At 47.1% G+C, this 20,308-nt stretch carries 7 protein-coding genes; all 7 read left to right on the top strand.

Annotated elements, in window-relative coordinates; all coding sequences use genetic code 11:
• Window positions 1-66 precede the first annotated feature (66 nt).
• A complete protein-coding gene (locus KTO58_RS14005) occupies window positions 67-1,002 on the top strand; it encodes a fasciclin domain-containing protein (RefSeq protein ID WP_157752961.1) in 936 nt (311 codons plus the stop codon).
• A gap of 5 nt (window positions 1,003-1,007) precedes the next feature.
• On the top strand, window positions 1,008-2,006 hold the full coding sequence (locus tag KTO58_RS14000; RefSeq protein ID WP_095838766.1) for a fasciclin domain-containing protein: 999 nt from the start codon (window positions 1,008-1,010) through the stop codon (window positions 2,004-2,006).
• Between the two features lie 11 nt (window positions 2,007-2,017).
• Window positions 2,018-5,329, top strand: coding sequence for a TonB-dependent receptor (locus KTO58_RS13995; protein WP_095838767.1), 3,312 nt, complete (start codon window positions 2,018-2,020; stop codon window positions 5,327-5,329).
• Window positions 5,330-5,348: 19 nt separating this feature from the next.
• Window positions 5,349-6,305: a hypothetical protein gene (locus KTO58_RS13990; RefSeq protein WP_157752962.1), complete on the top strand. Its 957-nt coding sequence runs from the start codon at window positions 5,349-5,351 to the stop codon at window positions 6,303-6,305.
• Window positions 6,306-6,583: 278 nt separating this feature from the next.
• Window positions 6,584-7,228 (top strand): GNAT family N-acetyltransferase, encoded by a 645-nt coding sequence (locus tag KTO58_RS13985; RefSeq protein ID WP_095838769.1) that lies wholly within the window; start codon window positions 6,584-6,586, stop codon window positions 7,226-7,228.
• A 395-nt stretch (window positions 7,229-7,623) separates the two neighbouring features.
• On the top strand, window positions 7,624-12,231 hold the full coding sequence (locus tag KTO58_RS13980) for a non-ribosomal peptide synthetase (protein WP_225859747.1): 4,608 nt from the start codon (window positions 7,624-7,626) through the stop codon (window positions 12,229-12,231).
• A 17-nt stretch (window positions 12,232-12,248) separates the two neighbouring features.
• Entirely contained in the window at window positions 12,249-20,282 is an 8,034-nt protein-coding gene (locus KTO58_RS13975) for a non-ribosomal peptide synthetase (protein ID WP_225859746.1), read from the top strand.
• The last annotated feature ends 26 nt before the right edge of the window (window positions 20,283-20,308 follow it).

Below are 20,308 nucleotides of genomic sequence, written 5' to 3'. Positions count from 1 at the left end.
AAATCAAAATATTTCTTTTTAATTGTTCTTGCACTAACTGTTGCATTATTCAATGCATGTAGTAAAATGCCTGATACGCCAGCACAGCCAACAGGATATGGGAATAGGATATTATTCCTGCTGAAAGATAATTTTAGCCTGGGAAATATATATCAGATCGTACAGGAAGCAAGAATGGGCGATACCTTACAGGCAGAGCGACCGGTAACATTCATGGCTATTCCAAATCAAGCTATCATCAGTTGGTATTGGTTGTCCTATGCCGAAAAACGACGTTGGATGCAATACTTGATCATACCTGGTGCGCCTGCCTTCCGCCAGCTTCCTTTGACAGAGAACCGCGCTATGCTTACAACAGCCGCCTCCAATATATACATTACACGTTTTATGCGGGGAAACGATACGGTCACGACCGTGAATGGAGTAGAATTGCTGGCAGTAGATAATCCGGCCGGCAATGGATTTTTACAAGTGCTTGGCGAAAATATCAATGTAGAGAACGAACCTACCGTAATGCATGCCATACATAATGATTCTACCGTTGTACTGTTTGCTGCCGCCTTACAACGTGCAGGCCTTACAGACTCTCTGGCTGACGCCCGGAAAACTTGGACCGTACTGGCTCCTGTAAATACGGCTTTCATCTGGTCGGCCAGCCAGCTGGAAGGCCTGGATCTGTCTTCCCTGGACAAGATACTCAGCGCAGACCCGGAGAGACTGAAAGCAGTACTGCGATACCATCTGGCAGAAGGAAGGCTCTTTACCGGCAGCTTATATCGCATGGCAGCAGCCAACAATGGTACTATCACTATGCGTGATGGCTCGAGGGTGAGTATAAGTGGCAACCAGGCCATCTTTAATAATATTACGTTCCGTGGTAAGCATAATAGTAATGTCGCACAGATCGCTAAATATCCCAACTATGGCGCTGATCCTAATTACGCTAACATTCCGTGTGAAAATGGAGTATTACATAAAATCACCAGCATATTAATTCCTTGAAACACATGAAAAAGATCATATTGGGTTGTGTGATGTTGATTTGTATGATGACAGGCTGTACAAAAGAAGAAGCGGCACCTGCCAGCAGTCCTCTGCCAACTTTGGTAGCGTACATTAACAACGACAAGCAACTTACACTTTTCAAAGAGGCTTTTTATCGGTCCGGACTCGATAAAGATGCTGTCATACTCAATGGAGGCCCGTTCTCCGTATTCGCACCGATAGATTCTGCCTTCGAAGCTGCCGGTTTGGATCTGAATGCCATACGGAATACGGAACCAGCCAGACTGTCTGCCATCCTGCGATATCATATACTACCAGGTCGTATCAACGGAGAAACAATGATCGGCTTCTTTTCGATCGATCTCACCTCTCTTCACGCTACTGCAAAGCCACGGGTTTGCAGAAACTACGAAGGTCTCTTTATCGATGGCATGCCGGTAGCAGTGGCAAATGTAGCAATAGGAGATGGTGTACTGCATAAAATAAAAGGTGTTTGCCATGTACCTGATCGTACGTTACTGGAACTGATCCGCAGCCGTTCGGATTTGTCCATGTTGGCACATTGCCTGAAAAAATTTCCGGAAATGGAAACATTGCTGGCAGACCCTGACTATCAAGATACTTGGCAATTCGTGTTGGGACGTGGAATGACGCTTTTCGCACCTGACAATATAGCTTTTGCAGCCAACGGGTTTCCGGAGGAGGCAGATTTTGATGCATTGGAATCCGACATGCAAAAAAGTGTGTTATCAAGGCTGCTAATTGGGGGAAAACGATTCCTGCCAGATATGATAGGAGGCCTCGTTATCGGTATCCATATCGGACCTGAGCAGGCCGTTCCCAACCTGGTAAGACCGGGTGCAAGACCCAGCTACATTCTGGAAAAAGGTGCACGCAAATTCCGGACCACCGGCAATCTGATAGCACCACGCATAAAGCAACCTAATATTGGTGGTGTTAATGGCGTCATACATATCATCGACCAGATCATTCTTCCTTAACACTTATTACGATGCGAGCATATTTAATACCTATTGTCCTTCTTGTTTTTAACTTGCTTATCAACGCTGTAGTACCAGTAATGGCGCAGGAAACCAGCAGCAGCCTGCAAGGACGGGTGACCGATGCTTCTGGACAACCATTGCCGGGTGCTATTGTAACCGCTTTACACCAACCTTCCGGCACCAGATATGGCGTAGCCGCACTGCCAGATGGTCGATTCCTGCTCACTGGATTGCGTATAGGAGGTCCTTATATAGTAGAAGCAAAGTTCATGGGCATGAATCCTGAAGTAAGAAACATCCCTAAGGTCTCCTTGGGAGAAGCGCTTACACTGAACCTGAGCCTGACCGAGAGTAGCAAGCTACTGCAGGAGCTGGTGGTAAAGGGTACCAAAACAACTAAAATAAATACCTACGGTACCGGAAAAAGCATCAGCCAGCAGCAAATACAACAGGTGCCCACCATCTCCCGCAGCATTACAGACATCACACGCACCGTACCACAGGGCTCCCGGGACAATAGCTTTGCCGGTACCAACTTTCGCTATAATAACGTAACAATAGACGGTGCTGTCAACAACGATGCTATCGGCTTTAGTCCTTCTACCGGCGGACAAACAGGCACTTCTAATATGCCGGGTAGTTCTACCCGTACCAATCCGATCTCCCTGGATGCCATCGAAGACATGCAGGTATACCTGGCTCCATATGACGTGAAGATTGGTAATTTCACCGGAGGAAGTATCAATGCCGTGACGCGCTCCGGCACAAATGAAATACATGGATCTGTATATGCATATGGAAGGAATGCTTCCATGATAGGACCAGATCGGACCGGCACAGAAAAGCAAAAAAAGATGCCAGCTTCCTTTCATGAGATACAAACAGGTTTCCGCGTCGGTCTCCCGCTGGTCAAAAACAAATTGTTCTTCTTTACGAATGCAGAAGTAACACGGAGACAGGACCCCGCACAGCAAGTAGCCGGAAGTATCGCAGCGTCGGGTATACTCAGTAAAGCAGATGCTGATGCAATCCGCAATCATACCATCAACAGGTACAACTTCGACCCGGGTACCGATGGCCTGTACAATGCAACTGCGAAGAGTGAGAAATTCTTTAACCGCCTCGATTGGAATATAAATGACCGCAACCAGCTGGTACTTCGTAATAATACGATCCGCTCCAGTGCATTACACCTCGAACGCGATCAATTCAGTTTCCGCTTCGGCAGCATCGCTTATCGGCAAATGAACAATCAGTCATCTACGGTGGCCGAACTTAAGACGCGGTTCAGTAACCGGTTCACCAACAGCCTCATGCTGGGTTATACCCATATTCATGATTATCGTACACCACAAAGCGATCCGGCTTTCCCTCAGGTACAGATCGTGGGTAGAACACCGGGATCTACCATTTTCTTTGGTACGGACCGGGAAGCATCCATATTCAACCTTAAACAACGCACGTTCGAACTTACGGATAATATGACGCTGAGCCTAGGCAAACATACATTGAGCTTCGGTACCCACAACGAATTCTATAATATCGACTACGGCTTTGTGAATGGATGGAACGGCAGAGTTACCTATCAGCGCATAGAAGATTTTCTGGTAAACAAACCTCAACGGGTACAAGGTAATTTCAACTATACCAATAATAGCAGGGTATACCTGTTCAACCACCCTGCTGCACGTTTCCGCATCAATTTCCTGAGCGTATACGTGCAGGATGAGATCCGTATCTCAGAGCGCTTTCGCATTACACCCGGCCTGCGTATAGACTATACACACGTACCGGATAAACAGGTGTTGAGCGAAAGAGCTGCTAATGCTGTCACAGATGCAGATTTTGGGACTACTTATACCTATACACCGTTGCGAATGATCTCACAAAACTATCTCGACAGACCTCAAATATCACCCCGGTTGGGCTTTCGTGCAGACCTGACAGGTGATCAGCGATGGGTGTTGCGGGGAGGCGCTGGGCTCTTTACCGGTCGTATACCATTGGCATGGCTGGGTTACGCTTATTATAATAACGGACGCACCTTCGGCGCGATCGACCTGCGTACCGATGGCAACCCACCATCACCCTATCGGCCAGGTACCGACCCGCTAAGGCCTTCCGCTGGTAATCCTTACCCAGGTATAGCGGGCTTTGCCTGGGAACAGGGACGAGTAGTAAATGATGCAAATGCAGGCCAAACACAGATAGATGTGGTCGACAACGACTTTGTAATGCCATCAGTATTGCGTGGTAGCCTCGCGATAGAATATAATGCCAGTAATGGATTTAAATATTCGGTAGAAGCCATGTATACCAAAACAATTAAAGATGTAATGTTCCGCCAGATCAACTTGAGAGATGTTCCTTACTACTATATTTATGATACAGCAGCATCACTACGTAAACAACCCGTATTCAACGGGAGTGTAGATGCTCGTATTGCTAATGCATATGAACTGACCAATACCGGCAAGGGTTACCGTTACAGTATTACCGGGCAGGTAAGCAATAGCTTTGCGAATGGATTGTCGTTTTCAGCAGCTTACACTTACGGTATGTCCAAAGATGTATCTAATGGTATCCGTAATTCCATGGAGTCCAATTGGCAGCTGAACCAGGCATTAAACCCTAACAATCCTGGCCTGGCCTATAGCAATTTCGATACCAGGCATCGTATCGTGGCCACAGTGTCCTATCGTAAAGAATGGTCAAAAGCGCTATCCACCCAGATATCTTTACTGGTAACAGCGCAATCCGGTAGCCCTTTTACTTACGGTTTCGTGAATTTCACACCGCAGGGTACACCACAGCAGGTGGCATTGGCTTATATCCCTGCAGCAGGAGAAGCTGTCCGCTTCTTTGCACCGATAGTCGGCGACGATGGCCATACGGTGCTCGTCACACCGAGTGAACAAGCAGCAGCATTCGACCACTTCGTCGACAATAACGCCTACCTCCGTTCCCGGCGTGGTAACTTTACCGAACGTAATGCAGGCCGCACACCCTGGAATAATAATGCAGACCTGCGTATAGCACAGGATATTCATTGGGGCAAAGCAAATAAACAGCAACATACGATCACCCTTTCCCTCGATGTGATCAATCTCACTAACCTGATCTCGAAAGACTGGGGGACTGTTTATTTCGCACCTAATACTTACAACTCCACCGCGAGCGTTGGCCTTCAGCCATACATCCCGGCACGTAGTTCAGAAGGCTATCCCTTGTATAAATTCACTGACCCGGGAAAACCATATTCAATAGATCCCATCGCTTCCCGCTGGCAATTACAGGCAGGAGCACGATATTCCTTTTAAATCTTAAACATTATATCTCATGAGAATTACTGCATGCATTCTTTCAGGCATGTTGCTGGTAGCGGCATCCTGTAAAAAGAACAACCTTCCGGCAGAAAAGATTCAACCGGAAACAGAAAACGCCAGGACTGGCAAAACCGAGAGAGGTATCCCATTGCCGGATACTTACACCTCAGATAGCTATAAACTAGCAGAAATATTCATTAAAACAGAAGATTTAGTGCCGCTTTGGTACGATAGGACTAATACTTTGCAATATACTTATGATGCATCTGGTCGGTTAAGCTTGGTTACTGATCATTTCAAAGGGAAAAGGAGAAATAGCGGCGGCGCTAGCCTACCTCTGGTAGATGTTGATTTTATAAGAGAATACCGATTCACCTACGTGGCAAGTTCAACAAGGATACAATCCGTTGAACGCTGGATGAGATCGACGCCATCTGCCAATGCCTACCTGCAGGAAAGGACGGTTGCACTTTATAATAGTGATGGACTTATCCGTGGAAAGAACAAGTATAGTTATAACGAAGCGGGAGCTAACGAGAGTAGGACAGAAGAAGTTTATTCCTACAATAGTGTTTCAGCTAACTATATCTCCGGACGTACAGAGAGGACATATGAGGGAAACAATACGTACGAAAAACGCTGGCGCGTAGATGCAGAAACCGGCAACTTTCTGTTGAATCAGCAGTATTATCCTACCGATGCTTATTTACCAGATTCTATCAGCATCGCCTACCATACAGGGAAGCCGGGTCAGCCCGGTGATCCTGAATACCTGAAAGAACAAATGGAAAACGGCTTGCCTATATTTAAAGCACTGAACCTCCCGGTGGAGCGTAGAGAAGGGGCGGTAAGCATACTTGGCTATGAGTATGAATTTGATACAAAAGGCCGCGTAGCATCACACAAAACGATCAACCGTAAAATTGGTAAACTACTTAAGACCACTACTTTAAAATACGTCAATAATTAATCCGTCTTACTGAAAACTGGAACTCATAAGCCCCGGAACGTATTTGTTGCCGGGGCTTTTCGCTACAACCCCTATTTTTACTGTCACTTTTTCTGGCAGTTTATTGCATTATCATGGTGTTACTAAAACCACTTATTACTTTCGCTTCGTCGGTATTTCCGGGATATGGTATTTTGTTAAAATAGCCTGCCAGGTAAAATAACCGGGTGCTCGTGACTAACACCCTTGGTAGTGTAGATTCGTTGATTTATTTGTAATTTACCCTATATATATGATATATGGCAGATCCGGTTATAGTAGAAAAATGGCTGAAAGGGTGGGCCTTGTCCCGTAATTTACGTGCACCGGTCAAAAATGGCAGCGGGTTCAGGGTAGACGTAGGCTGGCTACAGCAGAAAGCTCGTTATGTATTCCCCAATGTTACCGATGAATGGATGGAACTCGCAAACACGATCGTTGAACCATGGATTTTTCTGAAGCTATGTGCAGCTCCGGAAATAGTGAAAGATATCCTGCCTTCACGCTGGGTCATACAACCGCTTGGTTTTATGATGACTTGCAGGCAACCGATGTCTCCCGCTAAGGCAAACCTAATGGCAGAATATATAATGGAAATTAAAGATGAAATGCCCGTAGCTGTTGTCAGGATACTGACAACTAAAGGGGACATTGCCGCCATTGGACGTTTGGTCTTCGTGGAAGACATCGTAGTATATGATCGTATAGAAACTCATATAGACCATCGCCGGAAGGGGCTGGCAACAATTGTTTTGAAAACACTTGAAAAGATCGCTGTGGCCAGAAACCCCCAAAATAGTGTATTAGTAGCAACGGCAGCCGGAAAGGCATTGTATGAAACCCTTGGGTGGAGCACCTATTCCTTATATACTTCCATAGTAATTCCCGCAAACCCTCCTGTTTAGTCGCCATCTTTTAGCTGGCAACAGATCTTACATAAGATGGGGTAACTGTCTTATGGTAAAAAAGTATATGTATTGTTTGCAAAACAGATACTATCGTAATACCTGTACTGTTGTGACCCTTTATGGTAGCAGAACTTGTGGCTGACCAGTCTGCTAATGGACGGAAAGTCAGATCACAATAAAATATACTATAAGTGATAATTTGAAAAGTATTAAGAAACTGTTATTTTACTTTCAGGAAAAATTTACGGAATATTGCGGCCCTATGTCATGTAGAGGACCAAAACTTATTCTTGTACCATTTTCAGATGACCTTTATGCCCAGCTGTTATTGACCAGGTAATAGAATCCAGCATTCACGTTTAATGAAATGACAACAACTTTTTAGGAGACCTATGGAGAACGATGATGTATCCCGTGCCGATGGCAGGAGCCCATTGCATCCGGCGCAAAGTGCCGTTTATTATGACCAGATTACAGATATTGAGAGCCCTCATAATAATCTTGGCGGATACCTGGTATTGAAAGGTCGGTTGGATCTTAAAATATTCAACGATGTGCTAGGTACCATCCCCACTGTATTTGATGTATTCAGGATACAGTTCGATCTTGATAAGGAGGAACCAGGTTGCTGGTTGAGTGAAGAGGCAAGCCCTCTTACTTTGAATGTACTTGACCTTAGCCATACTGCCGATCCCAGACATACAGCGTTGGAGTGGATGCAGGAGCATTTTGACCGGGCCTTTGATCTGAGCAAACAACCTTTATTTGAGCAGACACTCCTCATAATTGCTGAAGAAGAGTACTGGTGGTATAACCGTTATCATCACCTGCTGACGGATGGATATGGGTTTTCCATCTGTGCAAAATATATCGCGGATACCTATACAACCCTCGTCAGACAACAGGAAACATTGACTACAGCGGAATATCCTTCCTATTTTGCGGAGATCATACAGGCTAATCAATACCTGGCATCAGATACCTATAAAAAGGACGAGGCCTATTGGAAAGAGCAGTTTACCCAACTGCCGGAGCGGCTGATCCAGAGAAGGTATACTTTCCAGCAAAACGAAATCCAGCAAACCGGCACCTTTACCGCCGTAATTCCTGCTGAAAAGCGGAAAGAATGGGAGGTGATCGAAAAAGAGACCAATACCAGTCTCCAACAGCTGACGTTGGCTGCCATGATCATCTATTTTGCAAATATTACCGGACAGGAAGAACTGGTGTTCGGATTGCCTGTATATAACCGCAGGAAGCAACAATGGCAGGTAATGGGCATGTTCACCGGTACTATCCCATTTAAAGGATATTTCAAAAAAGAACAACAGGTGGCAGACCTGCTCCGGGAAATAAAACGACAACAGCTGAGCGATTATCGCCGGCAGGCATATCCTGTCAGCCATCTGAACAGGCACCTGAAACTGTTGAAATATGGACAACGGCAGCTGTTTGATGTAATTGTAAACTATTCCCTCCTCGACTTCGAACTGGGATTTGAAGGACTGTCCTGTTATACCTATGAATTAATGAGCCGATTTGAAAGTAGCCCCCTACATTTTTACTGGCGTGATCATGGCAAACAACAACCTCTGCAGATAAGAGTAGATTTTCAGTATGAGTATTTTACCAAAGAAGAAATACAACTGTTTGTAGATAGAATACTTTTCATCTTTGATCAGTTCGTACAGGATATATACCAACCAGTCGGTGACATAAGGTTGATACCATCCGGAGAGTTACAGCTGTTATCGGATAATAGTAAAGGCTCATCCGTACGCTATGAACAGGGAACCGTGCTGGACTTATTCAGTGCACAGGTCTTGCTTACGCCAGATGCCCCTGCTGTCGTTTATGAAGAGCAGATGCTGAGCTACCGGGAGCTGGATGCGCGCAGCAACCAACTGGCTCATTACCTGCGTCAGCAGGGAGTTGACCGGGACGTATTGGTGCCCCTCTGTATAACACGTAGCCCGGAGATGCTGATAGGTATCCTTGGGATACTGAAGGCTGGTGGTGCTTATGTACCACTGGACCCCGCCTATCCGCAGGAACGTTTACGGTATATGCTGGAAGACACCGGTGCCTCGTTGGTATTAAGCAGCCGTGGCGTTAGCCAGTCATTACCTGCTGAGTGCCGCCTGCTACTACTGGACGAAGCAGCCTGGTTAGAGGGTATTTCCGCTGATGCTGTGGACCATATGGTTTCCCCAAAGGATCTGGCATATGTGATCTATACGTCCGGTTCTACAGGTCATCCTAAAGGTGTGATGAATGAACATGGGGGTTTACTAAACCGTTTGCGCTGGGCCCAGGATACATACCGGCTGGACAGTACCGATGCGGTGTTACAGAAGACGAGTTTCAGTTTTGATGTATCGGTATGGGAACTGTTATGGCCTTTGTTATATGGTGCTAAAGTGGTGTTTGCGTCAGCAGACCGGCATAAGGATAGTGGCTATCTGCGGGCGCTGATCGGTCGTGCCGGTATTAGTTTATTACATTTTGTACCGTCCATGCTGGAGGTGTTTTTACAGGACCTGGAGGAGGGTGATTGTTCTGGCGTACGTGATATCCTGTGCAGCGGCGAGGCTTTGAAGGCATCACAGGTGTCCTTGTTTAAGACACGTTTACCACATGTCCGTTTGCATAATTTATACGGACCAACAGAGGCGGCGATAGATGTTACTTATTGGGAGGTACCTTCTGATTGGAATGGCAGCATCGTACCGATCGGTCGTGCGATCTCCAATACGAATATCTATATCACCGATAGCACTCAACGGTTATTGCCGGTAGGTGTACCTGGTGAGTTGTGTATTGGTGGTGTACAGGTAGCGCGTGGTTACCTGAAGCGTGCGGCACTGAGCGCAGAGAAGTTCCTGCCTGATCCTTATGTCGAAGGTGGCCGCTTGTACCGGACGGGAGACCTTTGCCGCTGGCTGCCGGATGGGACCATCGAATACCTGGGTCGTATAGACGACCAGGTTAAGATCCGTGGTTACCGTATAGAGCTGGGAGAGATCGAACATGCGTTGTACGAGAGTGGTCAGGTTAGCCAGTGTGTAGTACTGGCACGTGCTTTAGCTCAAGGTCATTCCCAACTGGTCTGTTACCTGGTGCCGGCCGCATCTTATGATAAGGAAGCGCTGCTATCCTGGCTACGGAGTAAGTTACCTGAATACATGGTGCCGGGTGTTATACAAGAGTTATCTAGTCTTCCGCTGACGCCGAACGGTAAAGTAGACCGCAAACAATTACTGTCCTTGTCCTTAGTAGAAGGTACTGGAAATGCATATGTCGCTCCTGCAACGGAGCTGGAAACGGTATTGTCTGGTATCTGGTCGGCCTTACTTGGCGTAAGCCAGGTAGGGACCGGAGATAACTTTTTTGAGCTGGGAGGTGATTCAATCATCACGATCCAGGTGGTTAGCCGCTTACGCCGTTTAGGGTATGCTCTTCAACCGCGAGATATCTTCCAGCACCAGACGATCGGGAGTTTATCAAAGTTACTGGTTAGTCGTCAGGGTCAATCCGTAGCGTCTGGCGAACAGGGTTACCTGGAGGGAGCGAGTGGGCTGCTGCCGATCCAGTCGTGGTATTTTGAACATGCCGGCTCAGCGGTGTCTCATTTTAATCAGAGTATATTATTAACTATATCCAAACAGGTAAGCAGTACCCGATTAACGGCAGCTATCCAGGAACTAGTGCGTCATCACGACGCGTTACGGTTCCGTTACGAGGAGACGGAAACGGGTTGGTTACAGTATTATGGAGATCACGAAGCAACATTAGCAATAGAAGACCTGCGTTCGATATCGCCATCCGGGTTGGGAGATCATATCACGGATTTGTGTAACCGTTACCAGCGTAGTCTTGATATCCGGAAAGGGGAGTTGTTACGGGTGGTATTGATGGAGACACCGTTCTCAGTGGGAGATAACCGCTTGCTGCTTGTATTTCATCACCTGGGAATAGATGGGGTATCGTGGCGTATCCTGTTGGAAGACCTGTCCCAGTTATTGTCATTTGAAGTGATCCGGTCCGGGGTGCTGGGTGGTAAGACGAGCTCTTACCGGGAGTGGCAAAGCCGCCTGAGAGCTTATGGCTCTTCATCAGAGCTATCGGCGACAGCGGGATACTGGTCGGGTCTTCATACGGGTTACCGTCCGCTGGAGGTGGATCTAGCCTCCGCAGGAGCTGTGTGCCATGGAGATATGGAAGAGGTATCCGTCTTGCTGGGAGCTGTGGAGACACGTCAGTTACTACAGGAAGCAGGTAAGGCCTATCATACGGAGATCAACGACCTGCTGCTGGCGGGTCTTGGTCTGGCACTACGAGATTGGACGGGGGAAGAGGTTTTACAGATCGGTCTGGAAGGTCATGGACGAGAGTTACAGGGTGGAGGTATGGACCTGAGCCGTACGGTAGGATGGTTTACGAGCCTGTACCCAGTACACCTTTGGCTAGGTAAGGATGCGGGTGCGGCTGCCCTGATCAAGGGGGTGAAGGAGCAGTTAAGAAAGGTCCCAGGCAAGGGTTTAGGTTATGGTGTATTACGTTACCAATGTGGTAATGGACGATTATCAGGCACTTTACCCTGGGATATCTTATTCAACTACCTGGGTCAGTTGGACAACGCGGTGTCTGGAGATGGTTTACTGGGAGTAGCGTCAGAATCGGTAGGAGATAGCGTGAGCAGTACGCACCGTTATAGCGAGAAGATACAGATCAATTGTAAGGTACAGGGAGGTAGGCTGCATATCGACATCCGATACAGTGGTCTTCACTACCGTCGTGAAAGTATATTATCCTTATCGGCACTTTACCTGTCAGGTCTGAACACGCTGATCAGCCACTGTCTCATACAAGGACAGCAAGGCACGGCATATACCCCATCCGACTATGGACTGGAGAAAGAGATCAGCCATGAAGAGCTAGACCGTTTTCTGAAAGAAAAAAAGAAAACAAGCAATACAAAAAATATTATGAGATTCTAAAAAAGGTAGTGTACACGATGGATATCCCGGCATTTTTAACCTCACTAAAGGCTTTACAGCTTACTCTCGTAGCAGAAAATGGATACCTTTTTCTCAGAGGTAGCGCAGATACTTTGACGGATGAAGAGATCAGGTCTATTGAAGAAAACGAAGAGATTATTGACTATATACGAACGTACAAAAACGACTTGATCGAATACATTTCGAATACACCCACAGAAGTAAATACGGAACGGTCTGACAATGTATCGTCTATGTATCGTTTAAGCGGCTTGCAGCAGGGGATGTTATTCCATGGCCTGTATAATGTAAAAACAGGTGCTTATATAGAACAGTTATCCTGCGATCTGTCAGGGCTGGATATCTCCTTGTTCGGAAAATCATGGGAGATTTTATTAGAGCGTCACAGTATTCTACGCAGCGGATTTTATTATGATGTATTTAATATCCCTGTCCAGTGTGTATATAAAGAAGTGAGTCTTCCCTTATCGATACACGACTACCGTTCGAAAGATAAAGCAACGATCGCTGCCTATGAAGTGGCGGAACGGGAGCGGGGGTTTGATTTTAGTAAAGCGCCGCTAATGCGGATTGGATTATTGCAACTGGAAGAAGATCGATATCGTATGGTATGGACTTCTCATCATATCCTGTTTGATGGTTGGTCCATGCAGATAGTGATGGAAGAACTGCTGATAACCTATGAAGCTTTGGTGAATGGTACCAGTATATTATCACAAGGAGAAGATCGCTATGAGGATTATATCCGTTACCTGGAAAACAGAGACCAGGAGACTGCGTCTTCTTTCTGGCGTAACTATCTGTCCGGTCTGACAAGTGCTACCCTGTTACCCTTTATCAACTCATCCCGTGAACGGACCAAAGGGGTAGGCGATTATGGTAAAGAACTGCTGACACTTGATCAGGCTCTTACGGCCCAGTTGATCCGCTATTCCCGTCGGCATCATATTACCGTTAATACGCTGATGCAGGGAGTATGGTCCTACTTGCTGCATCAATATACGGGGAACAGGAATGTAGTGTATGGGGTGACTGTATCCGGCCGGCCGGAAGAAATGGAGGGTATAGAAAAGCGCGTTGGCCTTTATATTAACGCATTGCCCTTACATTCTGTTTATAGGCAAGAAGATAAGATTGCTGACTGGTTACAGGCGTTACAAATGGACCAGATCAGTGCTCGCGAATACCAATACAATTCATTAAGCGAGATACAAGGATGGACAGGACTCACAGGCGACTTATTTGATACCTTACTTGTATTTGAAAACTATCCTATATCAGACCTGGTAGCTACCAGGAAGTGGCAACTGAGGGTATCAGATATCCATGTCCATGAGCAAACGAATTATCCGCTAAGCCTCATGATCATCGCTGAAGAAGAAACACAGATATATTTTACCTATAATCTTTCTATCCTCGATACAGCATACGTAAAAACCATTGCCGGACATTTTGCACATGTCGTAGAACAAATTGTAGACAAAGATGAATCGCGCTTACAGGATATTACCTTACTGACAGAAGAAGAACGCCAGCAATTATTGCAGACTTTTAATGGAGCAGTCGTTCCATATCCCGTGGAGAAGACAGTACTGGACCTTTTCCGGGAACAAGTAGCTCTTACTCCGGATGAAATAGCACTGATTTATAAAGATATACAGCTGAACTATCGTGAACTGGATGAACGTAGTAATCAGCTCGCACACTACCTGCAACAAAAGGGTATTGGTCCGGAGGTACTGGTGCCAGTATGCATAGAAAGATGCGCGGAGATGCTGATAGGTATATTGGCTATATTAAAGGCCGGAGGAGCCTATGTACCGATGGATCCCGCTTATCCGGAAGATAGGTTAAGATATATGCTGGAAGATACCCGGGCCTCTTTGGTATTAAGCAATCGTAATTGCAGGCATGTTTTACCGGTTACCTGCGAGATTTTATCGCTGGATGAGGATAGCCTGTTGTTTTCTTCCGGATCGGCAGCACCCCTAATCCAACAGGTACTGCCAGCGCAGCTGGCTTATATAATATATACCTCCGGCTCTACAGGTACACCTAAGGGAGTAATGATCGAACATGCCAGTCTGCTGAATTACTTATTGAATAGCCGCTCGCTATATATGCCGGCAGCCAGCACCTCTGCGGGCAGTTGGGTTCATTTGCCATTTACCTTCGATGCTGCGGTTACCGGCCTATTTACCCCACTCATTACCGGTTTACCGGTTGTTATCAGTGCAGCACCTTCTTCACTGGAGACTTTTGAAGAGCCTGCATTTGCAGCAAATGCGGACTATGCATTTATAAAACTGACGCCTGCTCATACTGGTTTGCTGGAAAAAGCTATTAGCCGGCTGTCGGGGAGGACCTTGTCAGGACGCCTGGTTATTGGTGGTGAAGCATTGCAACCGCAACATATCCAACCGCTGGCGGAGTGTGGAGCTGATGTCATCATATTTAATGAATATGGACCTACAGAAGCCACTGTCGGTAGTACCGTATATACGTTGGATACCCGCTCATTCGATATGCAGCAGGAAAATAGTATCCCGATCGGAAAGCCAATGGACAATGTAAGGATTTACATTACTGATGCACAACAACGTTTGTTGCCGGTAGGTGTGCCGGGAGAGATTTGTATAGGAGGGGTGCAGGTAGCGAGGGGGTATTTACATAGAGAAGAATTGACCGCACAGCGCTTTTTGTCTGACCCTTTTCAGGAGAACATTATTGCACGATTGTATCGCACAGGCGACCTGGGACGCTGGTTGCCGGATGGAAATATTGAATACCTGGGTCGTTTGGACGACCAGGTCAAAATACGTGGTTATCGCATAGAACCTGCAGAGATCGAACAGGCTATCGTACAAAGTGGATATGCAAAACAGGCTGTAGTAGTTGCCAGGGCAAGTGCACAGGGTCATCAGCAGCTGCTAGCGTATGTGGTGCCGGTAGATATCTTCGATAAAGAACAATTGTTGGCCTATCTGAGGTCCCAGCTACCGGAATATATGCTGCCGGCAATACTGATCCCGTTAGCAGATTTACCGCTTACAGCGAACGGAAAGGTTGACAGAAAAGCGTTACCGTCACCGGAGCATATTGAACAGCCAACAGAAAGTTATACTGCTCCAGTTACAGATACGGAAATATTACTGGCAGAAATATGGGCAGAGTTGCTGGGGGTAGAGCAGGTGGGTATCCACGACAATTTTTTTGAACTGGGAGGCGATTCGATCATTGCGATACAACTGGTAAGTAGGGCCCGGCGTGGTGGCTGCCCACTGGAGGTAGGAGATGTCTTCGAACACCCAACCATATCTAAACTATCATCATTGCAAGCCGGTCGGTCAGGGGACAAAGAAGTACCAGCGGTTGCAGCACCCGTAACTGTCGCTGATTATGGACTGGGTAATGAGATCAGCCCTGAAGAGCTGGATCGTTTTCTGGATGAGGTAAGCAATGGGGTACGGCGTAGGGATAATATTTCCGGCCTTTACCGCCTGAGTGGCTTGCAACAGGGGATGTTGTTCCATAGCCTGTATAATGGGAATGCCCATGCCTATATAGAGCAATTGTGCTGTGACCTGATAGACGTAGACGAAATGGTATTTGCCGGCAGTTGGAAAGCCATATTGGACCGCCATAGTATACTGCGTAGTGGTTTTTACTACGATGTATTCAATATACCCGTCCAGTGTGTGTATGAGCAGGTGCATTTACCGTTGTTATGCTATGACTACCGGTCTCAGGATATGTCGGCGGTATCTGCCTATACATTGTCAGACCGTGAGCAAGGTTTTGACTTTGGATCTGCTCCGTTGATGCGTATTAGCCTGTTACGTCTTGATACTCATCGTTACCGGATGATCTGGACCTCACATCATATTTTGTTTGATGGTTGGTCCATGCAGATATTACTGGAAGAATTTTTGACGACATACGAAATTTTATCCTCTGGAGGAGAGCTGTCAGCGCAGGAAGAAGATCGTTACGAAGATTATATCCGTTTCCTAGAGGGCCAGGATGTATCACTGGCAGCTGCTTATTGGAAAAGTTATCTGTCAGGTCTGGAAGATGGCCGTTTATTACCTTTTGTCCGGGAGGGCGCCTCTCGAACGAAAGGAGAGGGGCATTATGTTCAGGAGGAGTTGGAGTTGGATGCTACTTTGACAACAGCTTTAACCAGTTATAGCCGTCGTCACCATATTACGGTCAATACTTTGATGCAGGGTGTTTGGGCTTACCTGTTACATAGTTACACGGGCAAATCAGATGTAGTTTATGGAGTAACGGTGTCTGGCCGTCCGGAGCATCTGGCTGGGATAGAACAGCGTGTAGGTCTGTATATCAATTCGCTGCCCCTGCGTAGTCAATATACCGGGATGTCAGATATAGAGAAGTGGTTGCAGGGTTTACAATCAGACCAGTTGAATAGTCGCGTATATCAATACAGTGGCTTGAATGAGATCCAGGGATGGGCCGGATTAAGTGGCGATCTTTTTGACAGTATCCTGGTTTTTGAGAACTACCCCTTATCGGAGGTAGCTGCCTCCCGTTCCTGGCGTTTACAGGTAGAAGCAGTAGAGGTACATGAGCAAACCAACTATCCGCTTAGCATTATCATCCTGCCTGGTAAAACAGCAACGAAGCTCCGCTTTAGTTATAACAGCCATCTATTGGCAAGAGAGTATGTGAAAACTATTGCGGGTCACTTTGCCCATGTGCTGGAACAGATCGTATCAGGACAGGTGCGACAGTTAAGTGACATTACGCTGTTAACAGCACAGGAGCAAACACAGTTATTACGGGAATTTAATGGCCCATTTGTACCCTATCCATTGGATCGTTCGATCGTTGAGCTTTTCAGGGAGCAGGCTACCTATAATCCGGGAGCTACTGCCGTAACATACGAAGGGGCAATCCTGAACTACCGTGATTTGGACATCCGCAGTAACCAGTTAGCGCATTACCTCCGTAAACAGGGGGTTACGCAGGAAACATTGGTACCCTTATGTATAGAACGAGGGCTGGAAATGATTATCGGTATACTGGGTGTATTAAAAGCCGGTGGAGCGTATGTACCACTGGATCCCGCATATCCGCAGGAACGTCTGGACCATATGCTGGCTGACACGGGTGCCGCTCTGGTATTAAGTAGCCGACGAAGCAAACATATGTTACCGGCAAATGTCTGCCTGTTTTCACTTGATGAAGAAGTAACGACGCTCTCTCTGGAGCCGGAACATCCGGTAGAACACACTGTTCATCCCAATGATCTGGCTTACGTGATCTATACTTCGGGATCTACTGGAGTTCCAAAGGGTGTAATGATAGAACATCGCGGCGTAGTAAACCTGGTCTGTAGTCAGGTGAGCCCACTGGATCTAAAGGTGGGGACCAGGATGTTCCAGTTTGCCTCTTTCAGTTTTGATGGTTCTTGTTATGAGATATTCTGCACTTTACTCAATGGAGGACATTTATTACTTGCACCTGCTGAGGTCCTGATGGAGCCGGCTGCATTACGTAAACTGTTGAGTGAGCAACAAGCAGCGGTAGTCGCTTTACCGCCAAGTTATCAATCTGTACTCGCTGATGGACTGGATGGTCTGGAAACCGTCATCTCCGCTGGAGAAATGCTGAATGTGCAGTTGGCCAGGAAGATACAATCTAATCATATTAAACTGATCAATACATACGGACCTACAGAAAATACAGTCAGTGCTACCTTGTCCTTGTCACCGATAGACGCTAATGGCCAGGTTACGATTGGCAAACCACTTGATAATGTAAAGATTTATATCACCGATAGCACTCAACGGTTATTGCCGGTAGGTGTACCTGGTGAGTTGTGTATTGGTGGTGTACAGGTAGCGCGTGGTTACCTGAAGCGTGCGGCACTGAGCGCAGAGAAGTTCCTGCCTGATCCTTATGCCGAAGGTGGCCGCTTGTACCGGACGGGAGACCTTTGCCGCTGGCTGCCGGATGGGACCATCGAATACCTGGGTCGTATAGACGACCAGGTTAAGATCCGTGGTTACCGTATAGAGCTGGGAGAGATCGAACATGCGTTGTACGAGAGTGGTCAGGTTAGCCAGTGTGTAGTACTGGCACGTGCTTTAGCTCAAGGTCATTCCCAACTGGTCTGTTACCTGGTGCCGGCCGCATCTTATGATAAGGAAGCGCTGCTATCCTGGCTACGGAGTAAGTTACCTGAATACATGGTGCCGGGTGTTATACAAGAGTTATCTAGTCTTCCGCTGACGCCGAACGGTAAAGTAGACCGCAAACAATTACTGTCCTTGTCCTTAGTAGAAGGTACTGGAAATGCATATATCGCTCCTGCAACGGAGCTGGAAACGGTATTGTCTGGTATCTGGTCGGCCTTACTTGGCGTAAGCCAGGTAGGGACCGGAGATAACTTTTTTGAGCTGGGAGGTGATTCAATCATCACGATCCAGGTGGTTAGCCGCTTACGCCGTTTAGGGTATGCTCTTCAACCGCGAGATATCTTCCAGCACCAGACGATCGGGAGTTTATCAAAGTTACTGGTTAGTCGTCAGGGTCAATCCGTAGCGTCTGGCGAACAGGGTTACCTGGAGGGAGCGAGTGGGCTGCTGCCGATCCAGTCGTGGTATTTTGAACATGCCGGCTCAGCGGTGTCTCATTTTAATCAGAGTATATTATTAACTATATCCAAACAGGTAAGCAGTACCCGATTAACGGCAGCTATCCAGGAACTAGTGCGTCATCACGACGCGTTACGGTTCCGTTACGAGGAGACGGAAACGGGTTGGTTACAGTATTATGGAGATCACGAAGCAACATTAGCAATAGAAGACCTGCGTTCGATATCGCCATCCGGGTTGGGAGATCATATCACGGATTTGTGTAACCGTTACCAGCGTAGTCTTGATATCCGGAAAGGGGAGTTGTTACGGGTGGTATTGATGGAGACACCGTTCTCAGTGGGAGATAACCGCTTGCTGCTTGTATTTCATCACCTGGGAATAGATGGGGTATCGTGGCGTATCCTGTTGGAAGACCTGTCCCAGTTATTGTCATTTGAAGTGATCCGGTCCGGGGTGCTGGGTGGTAAGACGAGCTCTTACCGGGAGTGGCAAAGCCGCCTGAGAGCTTATGGCTCTTCATCAGAGCTATCGGCGACAGCGGGATACTGGTCGGGTCTTCATACGGGTTACCGTCCGCTGGAGGTGGATCTAGCCTCCGCAGGAGCTGTGTGCCATGGAGATATGGAAGAGGTATCCGTCTTGCTGGGAGCTGTGGAGACACGTCAGTTACTACAGGAAGCAGGTAAGGCCTATCATACGGAGATCAACGACCTGCTGCTGGCGGGTCTTGGTCTGGCACTACGAGATTGGACGGGGGAAGAGGTTTTACAGATCGGTCTGGAAGGTCATGGACGAGAGTTACAGGGTGGAGGTATGGACCTGAGCCGTACGGTAGGATGGTTTACGAGCCTGTACCCAGTACACCTTTGGCTAGGTAAGGATGCGGGTGCGGCTGCCCTGATCAAGGGGGTGAAGGAGCAGTTAAGAAAGGTCCCAGGCAAGGGTTTAGGTTATGGTGTATTACGTTACCAATGTGGTAATGGACGATTATCAGGCACTTTACCCTGGGATATCTTATTCAACTACCTGGGTCAGTTGGACAACGCGGTGTCTGGAGATGGTTTACTGGGAGTAGCGTCAGAATCGGTAGGAGATAGCGTGAGCAGTACGCACCGTTATAGCGAGAAGATACAGATCAATTGTAAGGTACAGGGAGGTAGGCTGCATATCGACATCCGATACAGTGGTCTTCACTACCGTCGTGAAAGTATATTATCCTTATCGGCACTTTACCTGTCAGGTCTGAACACGCTGATCAGCCACTGTCTCATACAAGGACAGCAAGGCACGGCATATACCCCTTCCGACTATGGACTGGGGGAAGAGGTCAGTTACCAGGAATTAGATCAGTTCCTGGAGGAAGATGGCGCTGATGATCTGAGCAATATCATGGATTTTTAAAAAAGCTATTCATATTATAACCCTTA

This window comes from Chitinophaga pendula, assembly GCF_020386615.1.
Lineage (GTDB): Bacteria > Bacteroidota > Bacteroidia > Chitinophagales > Chitinophagaceae > Chitinophaga > Chitinophaga pendula.
The sequence above is the reverse complement of the archived record's forward strand: the minus strand, read 5'-3'. Positions and strand labels throughout refer to the sequence as shown.

Excerpts from the sequence above, each read along its gene's own strand:
- KTO58_RS14005 (WP_157752961.1), top strand. The coding sequence starts at position 67 with ATGCCTGATACGCCAGCACAGCCAACAGGATATGGGAATAGGATATTA.
- KTO58_RS14000 (WP_095838766.1), top strand. The coding sequence starts at position 1,008 with ATGAAAAAGATCATATTGGGTTGTGTGATGTTGATTTGTATGATGACA.
- KTO58_RS13995 (WP_095838767.1), top strand. The coding sequence starts at position 2,018 with ATGCGAGCATATTTAATACCTATTGTCCTTCTTGTTTTTAACTTGCTT.
- KTO58_RS13990 (WP_157752962.1), top strand. The coding sequence starts at position 5,349 with ATGAGAATTACTGCATGCATTCTTTCAGGCATGTTGCTGGTAGCGGCA.
- KTO58_RS13985 (WP_095838769.1), top strand. The coding sequence starts at position 6,584 with ATGGCAGATCCGGTTATAGTAGAAAAATGGCTGAAAGGGTGGGCCTTG.
- KTO58_RS13980 (WP_225859747.1), top strand. The coding sequence starts at position 7,624 with ATGGAGAACGATGATGTATCCCGTGCCGATGGCAGGAGCCCATTGCAT.
- KTO58_RS13975 (WP_225859746.1), top strand. The coding sequence starts at position 12,249 with ATGGATATCCCGGCATTTTTAACCTCACTAAAGGCTTTACAGCTTACT.